We start from the raw sequence: 15,754 nt of genomic DNA, 5'->3' as shown, positions 1-15,754 counted from the left end.
GGCAGTAAAACTCCCGTTGATTACAGTTTTACTTTATTTTACTTCTCAATTTGAAAAAGAACTTTTTCTTCATGTTTATTAGCAACTTCGTTTTTGGAAATATGAATGGCTAAATATCCATTCTCTAAGCAGGCTAGCATCTTCTTATAAATAATAGTAGCGGGTAAAGGAATGATCCGCTGCAAAGAAATATTTTTATGGAGTATGCAAATATTTAGGCCTGTCTCCATCTTTTTAATGACTACATTTTGTTCGGATACATTTGGTACATCTGTTTCCAAAATGTACTCTTGTTCAGTTTCGCAAAGGTCAATATGAATTTGATTTGGGAAACTAAAGTTACTACAAGAATCGGAACAAAACTGATCCATCCATTCTTCGAAACCATCAACATGAAAAAGACAATCCTTCTTTTTCTTGCCCATGTAAGACACCCTCCGTAAAATCTCAATTCATACTATGTTATGCATGAATGAAGTAGGGGTGAAGAATAAATGGAAAAATATAAACATTGTATGTGACAAAGGTAGCTAGTGTGAACCTTTTGTTTTACATATCATGATGTGCATGATTTTTTTGGCGTGAATGGTTACGGTTTTTTACTTTATGAGATCCGCTTAATGGTTCAGGTTGTCCCTTTTTTTCTTTCGCTTCACGATTGTTTTTTCCCATTGTATGTGACACCTCCTCTTTCTCTTTAGAATGAGAGAAGTTTGCAAATTTATACGAGAATGTTTTTAGAAAAAAAGGTAAAGATAAATGGGACTAACTATTATGGAAAGGGGATTATATAATGCCATATCATAAAGATAAACAACAAGCTTTTCAAGCAGCGCAGCAAGGGGTTACACAAGCAGAACATGCATTTAACAACATTGTAAAAAATGATCCAAACTACGGTCATGATTTAAAAGAGTTACGCCAAGAGGTTCAGGAAGCGTATGAACAGATTCAAAATGCGTTAGAAGTAGCTTCAGAAACACAACGTCCACAACTTGAGCAATACGAAAATAATCTCCAAAACATTATGCGGAATGTAGATCAATTAGAAAAGTAAATGAGGTTGTTGTGTATTCGACAACCTTTTACTTTAATGAACATTATGCTAAAACAGAAAATTTTTTTAGTAGTTTTTTCTTTATTATGCGCAGTACATATATTTCAAGTGGAAAAAGTGGAAGCGAAAATGTTGCTCAGAAAAGAGCTAGAACCAACTGGCTATGTAACATGGGAAGTACCTAATAATGAAAAGATTATTGCCATTACATTTGATGATGGACCAGATCCGACTTATACAACACAAATTTTACATTTATTACGTCAATATAAAGCAGAAGCGACTTTTTTTATGATTGGATTTCGAGTTCAGCGTAATCCATATTTAGTGAAACAAGTGTTAAAAGAGGGACATGAAATTGGAAATCATACGATGAATCATTTGTATGCGAGTAATTCATCAGATGAAAAATTAGAAAATGATATTTTAGATGGAAAGAAATATTTTAAAAAATGGGTGAAAGAACCTCTGCTATTCCGTCCTCCTGGTGGATATATTAACGATGCTGTATTTAAAACAGCGAAAGAAGCGGGTTATCAAACTGTTCTATGGTCGTGGCATCAAGATCCACGTGATTGGGCAAACCCAGGGGTTGAATCCATTGTAAATCATGTAGTGAAAAATGCTAAAAGTGGAGATATTGTATTGTTACATGATGGAGGAAATGATCGTAGTCAAACAGTAGCAGCGCTAGCAAAAATTTTACCTGAGCTGAAAAAACAAGGATATCGATTTGTAACGGTTTCGGAATTACTACGTTATAAACATTAGCAAAAATCCCAAAAGGAAAATATGCCTTTTGGGATTTTTCGTTACTGGTTCTTTTTACGTTTTTTATTATTTTGTCGCTCTGCTGGAGTTAAAGGTTCATTTGCAAATTCTTCATTGTAACCAGTTCCTTGTCCTTGTGCAGATGCCGCATTCATTCCTGAAATAGTATGATTTGCTTTTCTTTTACCCATTTTATTTCACCTCTATAACATTTTTTGTATGTTGAATGATGAGCAGTTCATAGTATGTATGAACTGTAAGTAAAGCACTAATAGAGCACTTTACTTTATGGTAATAGTATTCATAAGGACCGTGAACACTATTCAAATTTAGAAACATAAAGAAAACTTATGATAATCTATAAGTTTCTTATTATTTACTTATTTAGAAAGTTGTAATAAGATATTATCGTAAGGTATTGAAAAGTTTGTCTACATTTTATATTCAGACAACTTAGTCACGTTTAACAGGGGGGAAACATAATGGTCAAACATAATCCATTTCAATCACGTGCAACTTTTGAAGTAGATGAAAAAACGTATCATTATTATGATTTGAAAGCGCTTGAAAATGCAGGGGTTGGCAACGTATCACAATTACCATATTCCGTGAAAGTTTTACTTGAATCAGTACTTCGTCAAGTAGACGGACGTGTAATCACAGAAGAGCATGTTACAAATTTAGCGAAATGGGGAACGAAAGATGTGCAAGATATCGATGTTCCATTTAAACCATCTCGTGTAATTTTACAAGATTTCACTGGTGTTCCAGCCGTTGTAGATTTGGCTTCGCTTCGTAAAGCAATGGCAGATATGGGCGGGGATCCTGATAAAATTAATCCAGAAATTACTGTAGACCTTGTAATTGACCACTCTGTACAGGTTGATAGAGCGGGTACGGCAGACGCGCTTGCATTCAACATGGACTTAGAGTTTAAACGTAATGAAGAACGTTATAAATTTTTAAGCTGGGCACAAAAATCATTTGATAACTATCGCGCAGTGCCACCAGCTACAGGTATTGTACACCAAGTAAACCTTGAATATTTAGCACCAGTTGTTCATGCTGTGAAAAATGCTGAAGGTGACTTAGTTGCATACCCAGATTCATTAGTTGGAACAGACTCACATACAACGATGATTAACGGTATCGGCGTTCTTGGATGGGGCGTTGGTGGTATTGAAGCAGAAGCAGGAATGCTTGGACAGCCTTCATACTTCCCAGTACCTGAAGTAATCGGTGTGAAATTAACTGGTACACTTCCAAGTGGTACTACAGCAACTGATGTTGCATTAAAAGTAACACAAGTATTACGTCAAAAAGGTGTAGTTGGTAAATTCGTTGAGTTCTTCGGTAGTGGACTAAAGAGCATGCCTTTAGCTGACCGTGCAACAATTTCAAACATGGCACCAGAATACGGTGCAACTTGTGGATTCTTCCCAATTGACGATATTTCATTAGAATACTTACGTTTAACTGGTAGAGATGAAGAGCAAATTCGCATTGTTGAAGAATACTGTAAAGCAAATGGTTTATTCTATACAGCAGACAGCAAAGATCCAATTTACACTGATCTTGTTGAAATTGATTTAAATACAATCGAATCTAACCTTTCTGGACCGAAACGCCCACAAGATTTAATTCCACTTTCAGATATGAAAGATGCGTTCCATAAAGCTGTTGTAGCACCAGTTGGAACACAAGGACTTGGATTTAATGAGCAAGAGTTCGATAAAGAAGTGAAGGTTACATTAGAAGATAAAGAAGTAACGATGAAAACAGGTGCAATTGCAATCGCTGCAATTACAAGCTGTACAAATACATCAAACCCATACGTATTAATTGGAGCAGGTCTAGTTGCGAAGAAAGCAATTGAAAAAGGGCTTGTAGTACCTGAGTACGTAAAAACATCATTAGCACCAGGATCTAAAGTTGTTACTGAATACTTAGATAAATCAGGTTTAACAACATATTTAGATCAATTAGGTTTCCAAACAGTTGGTTACGGTTGTACGACTTGTATCGGTAACTCTGGTCCGTTAGCAGAGGAATTAGAAGAAGCAATCGCAGCAAACGATTTATTAGTAACATCTGTTTTATCTGGTAACCGTAACTTTGAAGGTCGTATTCATCCACTTGTAAAAGCAAACTACTTAGCATCACCACCACTTGTTGTGGCATATGCACTTGCAGGTACTGTTGATATTGACCTGAAAAATGATGCAATCGGTAAAGATGCAAATGGCAATGCTGTTTACTTCAACGACATTTGGCCATCAGCTAAAGAAATTGAAGATGTAGTTCAAAACGTTGTTACATCTGAACTGTTCAAGAAAGAATATGCACAAGTATTTAACAGCAATGAGCGCTGGAATGAAATCCAAACTTCAAATGAAGCTTTATATACTTGGGATAATGATTCAACTTATATTCAAAACCCACCGTTCTTTGAAGGATTATCTAAAGAGCCAGGTGAAGTTGAAACGTTATCAGATTTACGCATTGTTGGTAAATTTGGAGACTCTGTAACGACAGACCATATTTCACCAGCAGGTTCAATTGGTAAGCATACACCAGCAGGACGCTACTTATTAGAAAACGGCGTACAACCCGTTGACTTCAACTCTTACGGTTCTCGTCGTGGTAACCACGAAGTTATGATGCGTGGTACATTCGCGAACATCCGTATTAAAAACCAAATCGCACCAGGAACAGAAGGCGGATACACAACATATTGGCCAACTGGTGAAGTAACATCAATCTATGATGCTGCTATGAAATATAAAGAAGATGGCACAGGCCTTCTAGTTATTGCTGGTAAAGATTACGGTATGGGAAGTTCTCGTGACTGGGCTGCGAAAGGTACAAACTTATTAGGTATTAAAGCAGTAATCGCAGAAAGCTTCGAACGTATTCACCGTAGTAACTTAGTATTAATGGGTGTATTACCACTTCAATTTAAAGATGGCGAAAGCGCTGAAACGTTAGGTCTTGTTGGTAACGAGTCATTTGAAATTCAAATTGACAAAACAGTTAGACCACGCGATCTTGTAAAAGTAGTTGCAACTGATGCAGATGGCAACGAAAAACAATTTGAAGTAGTAGCTCGTTTCGATAGTGAAGTAGAAATTGACTACTACCGTCACGGTGGTATTCTACAAATGGTTCTTCGTGAGAAAATTGAAGAGTCAAAAGTGTCGAACTAAATAATTGAAATGAACGATAAGGAAGCTAACAACTGTTAGCTTCCTTATTTTATGGAAAGGGATGAAACCAATTGGTTTCATCCCTTTCTTTTTACTATAAAAATGGAGGGAACATCATGAAAGAATATTGTTACCGTTACAGAAAGAAAAATTATTAGTAATAGCAGCTGTATGCAGCGGGATGTTTGCAGCTATTCGCTTGTTGATGTGGATAAACAATCTTTCATTTGATTATGTGAGCTCCAAAGCAAGTCAACGAATATTGCAAAGGAAACGTATAGATGTATTGCGTCATTTTTTCTCATTACCGTTTGAAGAGAGTGAGAAGATTAAACAAGGAGAGTTAGAGAAGTTAGTTGTGTCTGATATTCCAAACTGGGTCAGATTATATGGTTCTATATTAATAGAATATATTCACGCTATTGCGCAATTTATAGGTGCGTTCATAGCACTACAACATATAGATACAGAGTTCATATTGTGGGTAACTCCGTTTTTATTTTTAAGTGCAACGGTTCCGATATTGATGGGGAAAAAGGTAAGAAATATTGCAAGCATTGCTCTTATCTTTATTCAGCGTCATCTATTTGATACTCGATAGATTCCGAGTGATTCAGATCAACGTTAAAAGTAGCGGTCATAAGGAAAGTGGCAATTCCAAGGATTACGAAAAGGACGAATGAGACTAGAGAGACGTAGAGACAAATACGCCCTACTTTCTTTTTTTCAAGATCTTTACTAAAGAGTGAAATGATCCATGTAATAATACCGATTGGGTATAAAAGAAAACTAAAAATATATAATGTTATTTTTTCGAATGAATTCATAAACAATCCCCCTTTTGTTGAAGGTTATATAAGAAAGTAAAAAGGTGAATGGGTCCATAAGAAGATAAACAACACTTCATCTGTTTTTTCTAATTATATGATAAAAAGGGAAAAATTACACTTCAAATAAGAATATTCTAATTATTTTGACTGTGAATATTTCCAAGCTTGTCCGTATAAGCTAAAATAAGGTATATAGTATTTGGGTGATTAAGTTATAAGAAGATAAACACGTTAGGGTGATATAAAATGTGGCGGAAACTTACGATTATTGTAGTGTTACTTTGTTTAGCGGGATATGCAGCTTATGAACAGTTTGGTAAAAACGATCAGGTGGTACAAGGGGAGCAAGAAAAAAGTGAAGCTGCTATGAAAGAGATGATTGCAAGTAATGGTATTGAAATAGGGAAGAGTGCACCAGACTTTGCATTAACGAAGTTAGATGGAACGAATATAAAGTTATCAGATTTAAAAGGAAAGAAAGTAATTTTAAACTTTTGGGCAACGTGGTGTGGACCTTGCCAGCAAGAAATGCCTGATATGGAAGCTTTCTATAAAGAACATAAAGAGAACGTAGAAATTTTAGCAATAAATTATACGCCTTCAGAAAAAGGTGGTGGGGTAGAAAAGGTAAGCAATTTTGCCAAGGAGAAAGGCATTACTTTTCCTATTTTATTGGACAAGAACATTGATGTGACAACAGCGTATAAAGTAATTACGATTCCAACTTCGTATTTTATAGATACGAAAGGTGTCATTCAAGATAAGTTTATTGGACCGATGACACAAAAAGAGATGGAGAAACGGATTGCTAAATTAAAATAACGGCGAAAAGGTAGAGGTGGAAAGTTACCATTTCTGCCTTTTCTTTTTCACGGAGTGATAGCAGCATGTTATGATAAAAGAAATATAAACGTTTAGAGATAAAGGAGTGTATGGAGTGGGGAATATATCCTTACCGTTAGATTATGTTGTAATTGATTTTGAAACAACAGGATTTAACCCTTATAATGATAAAATTATTCAAGTCGCAGCAGTGAAATATCGTAATCATGAACTAGTAGATCAATTTGTTTCCTATGTGAATCCAGAGCGTTCAATTCCGGACCGAATAACAAGTTTAACAGGTATTACAAATTATCGTGTTTCAGATGCACCGACGATTGAAGAAGTATTACCTTTATTTTTAGCATTTTTACATACAAATGTAATTGTCGCTCATAATGCATCGTTTGATATGCGTTTTTTGAAAAGTAATGTAAATATGCTTGGTTTACCGGAACCTCAAAATAAAGTGATTGATACTGTGTTTTTAGCAAAGAAATATATGAAGCACGCGCCTAATCATAAACTTGAAACGTTAAAGCGAATGCTTGGAATTCGTTTAAGTTCTCATAATGCATTTGATGATTGTATTACTTGTGCAGCTGTTTATCAAAAATGTTCATCTATTGAAGAAGTGGAAAAAAGAAAATCGAATACGGAAGTACTTGATGAAACAGCAGTATATGAAGCAGTAAAAAAGATACTTGTACGAAATAAACGTGATATCGAATGGATTCGTTGTATGAATGTAGGAAGCTATTTAGATATAAAAGCTTTTTATCCAGTTATGAGAGTAAAAGTAAAAGGGCGAAAGAAATACGTATTAACAGAGATATTAGAAGATGATGTGAAAGAAATATGTACGAGTTTAAATTGTGAACCGGCGTTAAAAAGTGAAGTTGGTAATACGAGAATTATGCTTAATAGCTTAGAGGATGTCCTGAAATTAGAAAGTTATATTTTAGGACAGTATGATTTCGTGCTGCAAGCGCTAAGTGAGTATAAACAAATTGAAATGAATGCAGATGAAAAGCTAAAAGAATATTTAAATATAATGGTGTAAAAAACATAAAATTTTCTTACAAATCTGATTAAAGAGTTTTTCATTTGCTCATACTATGTATAGTAAGAATGCGAAGGAGAGAGGGTGAACAGCATGAGAAGAAGTCGCCGTAAATCATTTGACGAACTTGTGAAAGAAAATAAACAACAATTATTAAGTGATCGTGATGCAATCGATCGCATTGAAGAGCGTATTGAAAAACGTTATGAAATGCAACTTTTTAAGCAAGCTGAATAATTCTTAACACTAGTACGATACTAGTGTTAAGGAGGCGATAGTAATGGGTAATCCGAAAAAGAATTCAAAAGACTTTGCACCGAATCATATTGGAACACAATCAAAAAAAGCTGGTGGCAATAAAGGAAAGCAAATGCAAGACCAAACGGGCAAACAACCGATTGTTGATAACGGTTAAAAAGGGAGAATGTTGTCATTCTTCTTTTTGTGACGGATTTTTAATAGTAAAAAAGGGCTGACTTATGTCAGCCCTTTTTCGTAATCGTAAAATTTTCAACGAGTAAACGCCAATTTTGCGGGAATGGTAAGCCAATCTTCCAGTAACTAATACCGCCTATACCTTGTTCTTTCATTAAATTGAATTTGCTTTGAACAGACCGTGAATCTTCAAACCAAACTTCGTGTTGAACACCATTTTCATCAAAATAATTAAAATGAGGAGCTTGAGCTGTGAAATCATAGCGGATGGGGACATTGTATTTACGAGCTAGTGCGACAGCTGCGACAGAGCTAATTGCTTTTGCAGGCGGATTGCCTTGTTTGAACGGAAGTTTCCAATCGAATCCGTATAAGTTTTGCCCCATCATAATTTTTTGGGGAGGCATTTGAGATTTCGCGTATTGAAGTACTTCTTTTACAGGACCGATAGGCGAAATAGCCATCGGTGGCCCGCCTTGCCAACCCCAGTCATATGTCATAATGACGACGAAATCAACAATTTGCCCTTGTGCTTTATAATCGTGAGCTTCGAAAAATTTTCCCTTTTGATTTGAACTTGTTTTCGGTACAAGCGTTGTACTCAATGTGTACCCATTAGGTAAGCGTGTTTTTACATTTCGTAAAAAACGATTATACGCTTCGCGATCTTCAGGTGCTACACTCTCGAAATCAAAATGAATGTCTCGCATACCGTACTTCTCAGCTGTTTGTAAAATGTTAGTAATAAATTTGTTTTGAATCGATGCATCGCGTAAAATAACTGATGTCAGATCGGCACTGAAATTTCCATTTTCAATATTTGTAATAACGAGCATCGGGATGGTTTTGCCTTGCGTTGCAATATTAGCGATTTTAGCTGTTTCAGTTGGTTCTTTTAACGTACCATCTCTTTTTGCCTCGAAACTGAAGTAAGCCAAATATGTTAAAAATGGATTAATGGCACGCGTAGCGTTAACCAAACTTTCTTTTATTGGTATTGTTGAAGGCTGTAAATAAGCGATGGATTCTACTGCACGTTTTGTCCCTTTCGGTATATATAACTGCTGTCCAACATGGAGAATGGATTTTAAAGATAAGTTATTAACTTTAGCTAAACTAGCGAGAGGTACGTTATATGTCTGAGAGATTCGATATAGGCTATCACCAGGCTGTACATAATAATTATTCCCTTTCGTATTAACGATCAGTGCCTGACCTACAACGAGTGTTTCAGCTGGATTTAGTCCATTGTCCTTTACTATTTCGTCAGGTGTTGATCCATACTTTGATGCCAAGCTATATACGCTATCACCGCTACGAACAGTTACAATTTGAATCATATGCTTGCCCCTTTCAGTAAAAGATTGACTGTTTTTATTTTATTTTTGATGTCACTGTATTATGATTAAATGTATGCAAGGTAGCAGAAGTGAAAGAAGGGAAGAAACAGTTAGTGTATATCTACAAAAATATATAATTAGTGATAAAATATGAAAGTATATTCAATTGGTGATTTTGCAAAAAGGCAGGTAGGATAGAACAAACTAGTTGCCATCTTCAAGCGAAAATAAGCTAAGAAGATGGTTAAGGGGTTGCTGGAAAATGATGCTTGCGAAGAAAGTGAGAATCAAGCCGAATAAAGAACAAGAATTGCAACTTTGGAAATCTGTTGGTACGGCAAGATGGGCTTATAATTGGACACTGGCGAAGCAAGAAGAGAATTACAAGAATGGCGGAAAGTTCATATCAGACGTTTTTTTACGGAAAGAATTAACTGTATTAAAGCAGACTGAAGAATATGCTTGGTTGTACAATGTTTCAAATAATATAGCCAAACAAGCGATTAAAGATGCTTGTGAAGCATATAAGCGATTTTTTAAGGGACTGGCTGATAAACCACGATTCAAAAGCAGAAGGAAAGCAAAACTCTCTTTTTACAATGATAATGTCAAGTTAAAAGTAAAAGAAAAACAAGTTTTGATTGAGAAAGTTGGTTGGGTAAAAACATCCGAAAAGTTACCGGTAGGGGTTAAGTACTCTAATCCACGCGTTAGCTTTGACGGTAAGTATTGGTATTTGTCTGTCGGTATTGAACAGGAGTTTACAAAAGAGAAGTTAACGGCTGTTTCGTTAGGAATAGATATTGGAATCAAAGAATTAGCATATTGTTCTGATGGGCAGAGGAAGAACAATATCAACAAAACAAAAATGGTAAGACAGGCAGAGAAACGCCTTCGTAGGTTGCAACGTCAAGTTTCTCGTAAATATGAAATGAATAAGGAGGGAAACCGTTTTGTCAAAACGAGCAACATTATAAAAATCGAGAAAGAGATACGACAGCTACATAGAAGGTTATCAAATATCAGAAAGAATCATCTTCATCAATCCACGAGCGAAATTGTGAAAACCAAGCCATTTCGCATTGTGATGGAGACGTTGCATATGAAAGGTCTGATGAAGAATAGACACCTAGCTAAAGCGATTGCGAAGCAGTGTTTATATGAGTTCAAAAGACAAATTCAATACAAGTGTGAAAAATATGGTATTGAATTTGTAGAAGCTGATACATGGTATCCTTCTTCAAAAATGTGCTCCAGTTGTGGAAGCATCAACAAAGAACTAAAACTTTCTGACCGTGTATACAAATGCACTTGTGGTCACGAAATGGATAGGGATTTAAATGCGGCTATCAATTTGTCACGGTATGAATTAGCCAGTTAACATCTAAAAAAAGTTACGGCTAATATGTAGGATTCGTTGTATCCGAATTTACGCCCTCGGAGTGTTACATCAAACGAAAGTAGCTTCTGTGAAATCGGACACGTAGAACAGGGAAATAAACAAAATTTATAGATTTTTATAAGTTTATGGCAACGGCGAATACATATGTTTGTAGCAGAACATGAAGTTGAAATCCGTTATGCGGAAACAGATCAAATGGGTGTTGTTTACCATTCAAACTATTTGGTGTGGCTTGAACTAGGTCGCACGAAACTTATACAAGATTTAGGATTTTCATATGTTGAAATGGAGAAAGAGGGAATTATTTCTCCTGTGTTAGACTTGCAAATTTCATATCGTAAAGCGATGCGTTACGGAGAAAAAGCAATTGTGAAAACGTGGATTGATACTGTGAGTCCGCTTCGCGTTGTATATGGTTATGAAATATATAACGGTGAAGGTGAACTTTGTATTACTGCAAGTACGACGAATATTTGCGCAAAAAAAGAAGGGTTCAGGCCCGTATCATTTAAAAAGTTATATCCAGAGTGGTATGCGAAATATGAGGAAATTAAGAAAAAATAAAAAAGCGTGGCAGAAGCCACGCTTTTTTATTTTTCATAATTAAATTGCGGGAAATCATCACCGACGTTAAATGTAACAGATAAATTATGTCCATCGAAGAACCATTCATCATCGCCTTCAATAAAGAAGTTAATACCTTCTTCTTGAGTTTGAACAGCAGGATGTGCAGGGTCATCTTTACGAATACCTAAAGAAAGTCCTTTTTGCACAGTACTGCAACCGCCGTATTGTACGAAAAGGCGTAGTGTTTCACCCGATTGTAAGTTTAATTCATTTTTATACCATTGTGCTGCTTCTTTTGTTACGGAAAGATTCATGTATAGTTCCTCCAAATTATGTTGCTTTTTCTTTAGTATAAAAAATAACGCAAAAAGACGCTATTAATATGCTTCACGTTTTCTTTTTGCGTTATGTGGGTTACAATCTTATTTTTGCTTTTTTGAAAAGTTTGCTTTCGGTTCAGTTTTATTTATAATTCGTCCGATATTTGCACGGTGTTTATAAATAACCATACCTGCTAATAAACACATCGCAATAATGAAGATTTTATCCCCGCTAACAATGGATGCAATAACAGCAACGACGGCTGTTACCATAGAAGAAAGTGATACGTATCTTGTTGTAAATAAAAGGCTGAAAAAGACAACAGCTAATATTGCAAAAACAACTGGAGAGTAGCATAATAGCACGCCAGCAGAAGTTGCAACAGCTTTACCACCACGGAATTTTGCGAAAATTGGATATACATGTCCAAGAACAGCAGCTAATCCGAACCATAGTGGGTGAACATCTAATCCGAAAATAATCGGTAGACTTGTTGCTAATGTACCTTTTAAAATGTCAGCAATTGTAACGATAAAACCTGCTTTTTTCCCTAGTGTGCGGAATGTATTTGTTCCGCCTAGATTACCGCTTCCGTGCTCACGAATATCGATTCCGTAGCCGATTTTTCCAACGACTAGTGCGAATGGAATCGAGCCAAGTAAGTAGGCAACGATAAATAAAAGATATGTAGTAACCATAAGTTCAGTCTCCTTTATTCAAATGTGTTGATAAAGGGTAAAAAGAGTTTTTCCCGTATATTGTACCATACATTTGTAAAGAGCACATTTCTTTTTTGTAAATGAAAAATTCATTATTTCGTGAAAAAAATTTCACAGGAATGTTACATTTCTCACAGAAACACCAAGACTATATGTAGTAACATTTTAATCAAAAGACAACAACATATTGGTGGAGGGTTATAAATGTTACAACGAAATGTACGTGGAGAAGAATTAATGAGAGTGTTTGAGACGATTGTCCACGGTAGTGAGCAAGATTTAATGCAAGAAAATGCAAATGTAGATGGCCGCTCTCCGATGGGAGTAATGGGAACGTTCGCATCAGAGAGTGCGAAATATTATACAGTTGAAAATTTATTGTCAGATCAAGTGAAAAAAGCGATAAATCAAAATATATTATATCCACATGACTTAGATTTTTATGCGACAGGAACGACGACTTGTTCGCAAATTCCGTTAGCGCAAATGCTTACGACCGGTTTTCATACCGGGCATGGGCATATGAGACAACCGCAGGATATTAAAAGTGCATTGGCTCTTTCGTCTATTATTTTTCAGGCGAATCAAAATATGCAGCACGGTGGTCAATCATTTGCACTCTTTGATATTGATTTAGCTCCATATGTGAGAAAAACAGTAGCGAGACATAAGAAACGATTACAGTCATATCCGCTTACGAAAGAACAAATAGAAGAATTTGCATGGAAAGAAACAGAAAATGATACGTATCAGGCATGTGAAGCTTTCGTTCATAATTCAAATAGTATGCACAGTAGGGGTGGGGGACAAGTACCGTTTATTTCTATTAATTATGGAACAGACACATCAAAAGAGGGACGGTTATTAGTTAGACAACTTTTAAAAGCGACACAAGCTGGTCTTGGTAAAGGGGAAACACCAATTTTTCCAATTCAAATTTTTAAAATGAAAAAAGGTGTGAACTTTGAAGAATGTGATCCGAACTATGATTTATTTGAATTAGCGTTAGAGACAACGGCTGAACGATTATTCCCTAACTTTTCATTTTTAGATGCGCCATTTAATGCAGTGCATTATGACGGACGACCGGAAAGTGAAGTATGTTACATGGGATGTCGTACCCGTGTTATGTCTAACATACATGGAGAAGAAACAGCGATTGGAAGAGGCAATTTATCATTTACTTCTATCAACTTAGTGAAATTAGCGTTAATTAGTGGTTCAAAAGAAGCATTTTTTGAAGCATTAAATTATTACTTAGATTTAGGAATTAAGCAATTATTAGAGAGATTTGAGTATCAATGTACGAAGCGAGCGAGAGATTTTCGATTTTTATATTCACAAGGTGTATGGCGCGGTGGAGAAAAGTTACAGCCTGAAGATTCTGTAGCATCCATTTTAAAGCAAGGGACGTTAAGTCTTGGTTTTATCGGTCTTGCGGAGTGCTTAGTAGCTTTAACAGGAAAGCATCATGGAGAAGATGAAGAATCATGGAAACTCGGGTATGAAATCATTTCCTTTATGAGAGATAGAATGGATAAAGCAACGGAAGAACATGAACTGAATTTCTCAGTAATTGCAACTCCTGCAGAAGGGTTATCAGGGAAGTTTGTGAAAAAAGATAGAGAAGAATTTGGTGTGATTAGCGGTATAACGAACCATAATTATTATACGAATTCATTCCATATTCCAGTTTACTATAGCATTCAAGCGATAAATAAAATTCGTTTAGAAGGACCTTTCCATGCTCTATGTAACGGGGGACATATTACGTACATTGAACTAGACGGAGCAGCTATGCATAACAAACAGGCGTTAAAACAAATTGTACGAGCGATGGCAGATCATGGCGTTGGATACGGTTCAATTAATCATCCTGTTGACCGTTGTAAGTGCTGTAGTTATCACGGAGTTATTGGTAATGAATGCCCAAGTTGCGGAAATGAAGACGAAACTAATATAGAAAGAATTCGCCGTATTACAGGCTATCTTGTAGGAGATATGTCGAAGTGGAATAGTGCAAAACGTAGTGAAGAGATGGATCGGGTGAAGCATAAATGAAAGTGATGAACATCATTCATGATAGTGTAGTAGATGGAGAAGGGTTGCGGACAGTCGTGTTTTTTGCGGGCTGTCCGCATCGTTGTTTCAGTTGCCATAATCCGAAATCGTGGAATATTTGTAATGGAACTGAAATGACAGTAGAAGAAATTGTGAACGAGATTGCAAGTAATTCATTAACTGATGTAACATTTTCAGGTGGAGATCCATTCTTCCAAGCTGCTGAAGTGAAAAAAGTAGCAAAAGCTGTGAAAGACTTGAAAAAAAATCTTTGGATGTATACAGGTTATACGTTAGAAGAGATACAGAGTTCTCAAAATAATGATATGATAGAGTTGTTACATTATGGGGATGTTTTAGTCGATGGAAGGTTTGAAATCGAGAAAAAAGATTTAACACTTCCATTTCGCGGAAGCTCCAATCAACGTATTATTCGATTGAAAGAGTAAAAAGGCGGGATAGATTATATGAATAAAACAGTATTACTTGTTGAAGATGAAAGAAGATTACGTGAAATCGTTAGTGATTATTTTCGTAATGAAGGCTTTGAAGTAATCGAAGCAGAAGACGGAAAAATAGCGTTAGAATTATTTGCAGAGCATGAAATTGATTTAATTATGTTAGATATAATGTTACCAGAAATAGATGGATGGTCTGTTTGTAGACGAATTAGAAAAGAATCAGCAGTACCAATCATTATGCTAACAGCCCGTTCGGATGAGGATGATACATTACTAGGGTTCGAATTAGGTGCAGATGAGTATGTAACGAAACCTTTCAGCCCGAAAGTGTTAGTAGCTCGTGCGAAGACATTATTGAAACGTGCGGATGGTGTGGTAGGAGTAGCGGAAGAAAATGCTATGTCTTTAGCTGGAATAGAAGTGAACCGTCTATCTAGAACCGTTTTAGTAGATGGAGAAGAAATTATATTGACACATAAGGAATTTGAACTTCTTGTTTATTTAATGGAGAACAAAGGAATTGTGTTGTCACGTCAACATTTATTAGATCAGTTATGGGGATATGATTACTACGGTGATGACCGAACGGTGGATACTCATATTAAAAAACTACGAAATAAGCTAGGAGATAAAGCGAAGCATATCGGTACTGTTATTCGAGTGGGTTACAAATTTGAAGAATAACCTTTAAATTACTAT

Annotated in this window: 19 protein-coding genes and 1 pseudogene; 13 read left to right on the top strand and 7 right to left on the bottom strand. The window is 35.9% G+C overall.

Going from position 1 to position 15,754, the window contains the following annotated elements; translation table 11 throughout:
* Positions 1–38: 38 nt before the first annotated feature.
* Both J0835_RS17595 and J0835_RS17590 read right to left on the bottom strand, forming a co-directional pair.
* Positions 39–425, bottom strand: coding sequence for an Hsp20/alpha crystallin family protein (locus J0835_RS17595; RefSeq protein WP_140386854.1), 387 nt, complete (start codon positions 423–425; stop codon positions 39–41).
* A gap of 124 nt (positions 426–549) precedes the next feature.
* Positions 550–672, bottom strand: coding sequence for a small acid-soluble spore protein P (locus tag J0835_RS17590; RefSeq protein WP_000517650.1), 123 nt, complete (start codon positions 670–672; stop codon positions 550–552).
* Between the two features lie 121 nt (positions 673–793).
* Here J0835_RS17590 and J0835_RS17585 point away from each other — a divergent pair, with 121 nt between their 5' ends.
* Entirely contained in the window at positions 794–1,057 is a 264-nt protein-coding gene (locus J0835_RS17585) for a hypothetical protein (RefSeq protein WP_001146292.1), read from the top strand.
* A 45-nt stretch (positions 1,058–1,102) separates the two neighbouring features.
* Positions 1,103–1,828 carry a polysaccharide deacetylase family sporulation protein PdaB gene (gene pdaB, locus J0835_RS17580; protein WP_140386853.1) on the top strand — a complete coding sequence of 242 codons (726 nt, stop codon included), beginning with the start codon at positions 1,103–1,105 and terminating at the stop codon, positions 1,826–1,828.
* 41 nt (positions 1,829–1,869) lie between these two features.
* On the opposite strand, the gene sspO is transcribed toward pdaB, so the two are convergent.
* Entirely contained in the window at positions 1,870–2,019 is a 150-nt protein-coding gene (gene sspO / locus J0835_RS17575) for an acid-soluble spore protein SspO (RefSeq protein ID WP_000518057.1), read from the bottom strand.
* A 291-nt stretch (positions 2,020–2,310) separates the two neighbouring features.
* Between sspO and acnA the strand changes: the two genes are divergently transcribed.
* Entirely contained in the window at positions 2,311–5,034 is a 2,724-nt protein-coding gene (acnA, locus tag J0835_RS17570; RefSeq protein WP_087981502.1) for an aconitate hydratase AcnA, read from the top strand.
* Positions 5,035–5,161: 127 nt separating this feature from the next.
* Positions 5,162–5,596 (top strand): annotated as a pseudogene (locus J0835_RS17565) (ABC transporter transmembrane domain-containing protein); the annotation flags it as partial.
* Between the two features lie 7 nt (positions 5,597–5,603).
* Here J0835_RS17565 and J0835_RS17560 read toward each other — a convergent pair.
* A complete protein-coding gene (locus tag J0835_RS17560) occupies positions 5,604–5,861 on the bottom strand; it encodes a hypothetical protein (RefSeq protein ID WP_087981501.1) in 258 nt (85 codons plus the stop codon).
* 249 nt (positions 5,862–6,110) lie between these two features.
* Here J0835_RS17560 and J0835_RS17555 point away from each other — a divergent pair, with 249 nt between their 5' ends.
* The 4 genes from J0835_RS17555 to sspN all read left to right on the top strand — a co-directional run bounded on the left by J0835_RS17555 (position 6,111) and on the right by sspN (position 8,164).
* The gene (locus J0835_RS17555; RefSeq protein ID WP_087981500.1) at positions 6,111–6,686 is read left to right on the top strand and encodes a redoxin domain-containing protein; all 576 of its coding nucleotides are present in this window, start codon (positions 6,111–6,113) and stop codon (positions 6,684–6,686) included.
* Between the two features lie 115 nt (positions 6,687–6,801).
* Entirely contained in the window at positions 6,802–7,749 is a 948-nt protein-coding gene (locus J0835_RS17550) for a 3'-5' exonuclease (protein WP_333728143.1), read from the top strand.
* A gap of 93 nt (positions 7,750–7,842) precedes the next feature.
* Positions 7,843–7,986, top strand: a complete 144-nt coding sequence (locus J0835_RS17545) for an FbpB family small basic protein (protein ID WP_001254698.1) — start codon at positions 7,843–7,845, stop codon at positions 7,984–7,986.
* Positions 7,987–8,029: 43 nt separating this feature from the next.
* Positions 8,030–8,164 (top strand): acid-soluble spore protein SspN, encoded by a 135-nt coding sequence (gene sspN, locus J0835_RS17540; RefSeq protein ID WP_000527987.1) that lies wholly within the window; start codon positions 8,030–8,032, stop codon positions 8,162–8,164.
* A 67-nt stretch (positions 8,165–8,231) separates the two neighbouring features.
* Here sspN and J0835_RS17535 read toward each other — a convergent pair whose 3' ends face one another.
* Complete coding sequence (locus tag J0835_RS17535) at positions 8,232–9,524, bottom strand: glycosyl hydrolase family 18 protein (protein WP_046954571.1); 1,293 nt, start codon at positions 9,522–9,524, stop codon at positions 8,232–8,234.
* Between the two features lie 262 nt (positions 9,525–9,786).
* On the opposite strand from J0835_RS17535, the gene J0835_RS17530 reads away from it, so the two are divergent.
* Positions 9,787–10,905 carry an RNA-guided endonuclease InsQ/TnpB family protein gene (locus J0835_RS17530; protein WP_087981498.1) on the top strand — a complete coding sequence of 373 codons (1,119 nt, stop codon included), beginning with the start codon at positions 9,787–9,789 and terminating at the stop codon, positions 10,903–10,905.
* Positions 10,906–11,070: 165 nt separating this feature from the next.
* Positions 11,071–11,490 carry an acyl-CoA thioesterase gene (locus J0835_RS17525; RefSeq protein WP_000495804.1) on the top strand — a complete coding sequence of 140 codons (420 nt, stop codon included), beginning with the start codon at positions 11,071–11,073 and terminating at the stop codon, positions 11,488–11,490.
* Positions 11,491–11,516: 26 nt separating this feature from the next.
* On the opposite strand, the gene J0835_RS17520 is transcribed toward J0835_RS17525, so the two are convergent.
* Complete coding sequence (locus J0835_RS17520; protein ID WP_087981497.1) at positions 11,517–11,807, bottom strand: HesB/YadR/YfhF family protein; 291 nt, start codon at positions 11,805–11,807, stop codon at positions 11,517–11,519.
* 108 nt (positions 11,808–11,915) lie between these two features.
* Positions 11,916–12,512 carry a glycerol-3-phosphate 1-O-acyltransferase PlsY gene (gene plsY / locus J0835_RS17515; RefSeq protein WP_000258967.1) on the bottom strand — a complete coding sequence of 199 codons (597 nt, stop codon included), beginning with the start codon at positions 12,510–12,512 and terminating at the stop codon, positions 11,916–11,918.
* A gap of 225 nt (positions 12,513–12,737) precedes the next feature.
* Between plsY and J0835_RS17510 the strand changes: the two genes are divergently transcribed.
* Genes J0835_RS17510 through J0835_RS17500 form a run of 3 tightly spaced genes read left to right on the top strand, consistent with a single transcriptional unit; the run spans position 12,738 to position 15,739 of the window.
* Entirely contained in the window at positions 12,738–14,594 is a 1,857-nt protein-coding gene (locus J0835_RS17510; RefSeq protein ID WP_087981496.1) for an anaerobic ribonucleoside triphosphate reductase, read from the top strand.
* The gene (gene nrdG / locus J0835_RS17505; RefSeq protein WP_087981495.1) at positions 14,591–15,043 is read left to right on the top strand and encodes an anaerobic ribonucleoside-triphosphate reductase activating protein; all 453 of its coding nucleotides are present in this window, start codon (positions 14,591–14,593) and stop codon (positions 15,041–15,043) included. The genes J0835_RS17510 and nrdG overlap by 4 nt, the downstream gene beginning before the upstream one ends.
* 18 nt (positions 15,044–15,061) lie before the next feature.
* The gene (locus J0835_RS17500; RefSeq protein ID WP_001044675.1) at positions 15,062–15,739 is read left to right on the top strand and encodes a response regulator transcription factor; all 678 of its coding nucleotides are present in this window, start codon (positions 15,062–15,064) and stop codon (positions 15,737–15,739) included.
* Positions 15,740–15,754: the final 15 nt, after the last annotated feature.

The organism is Bacillus cereus group sp. Sample62 (assembly GCF_036851315.1).
Taxonomy (GTDB): Bacteria; Bacillota; Bacilli; order Bacillales; family Bacillaceae_G; genus Bacillus_A; species Bacillus_A wiedmannii.
This window is presented reverse-complemented; position numbering and strand designations above follow the sequence as displayed.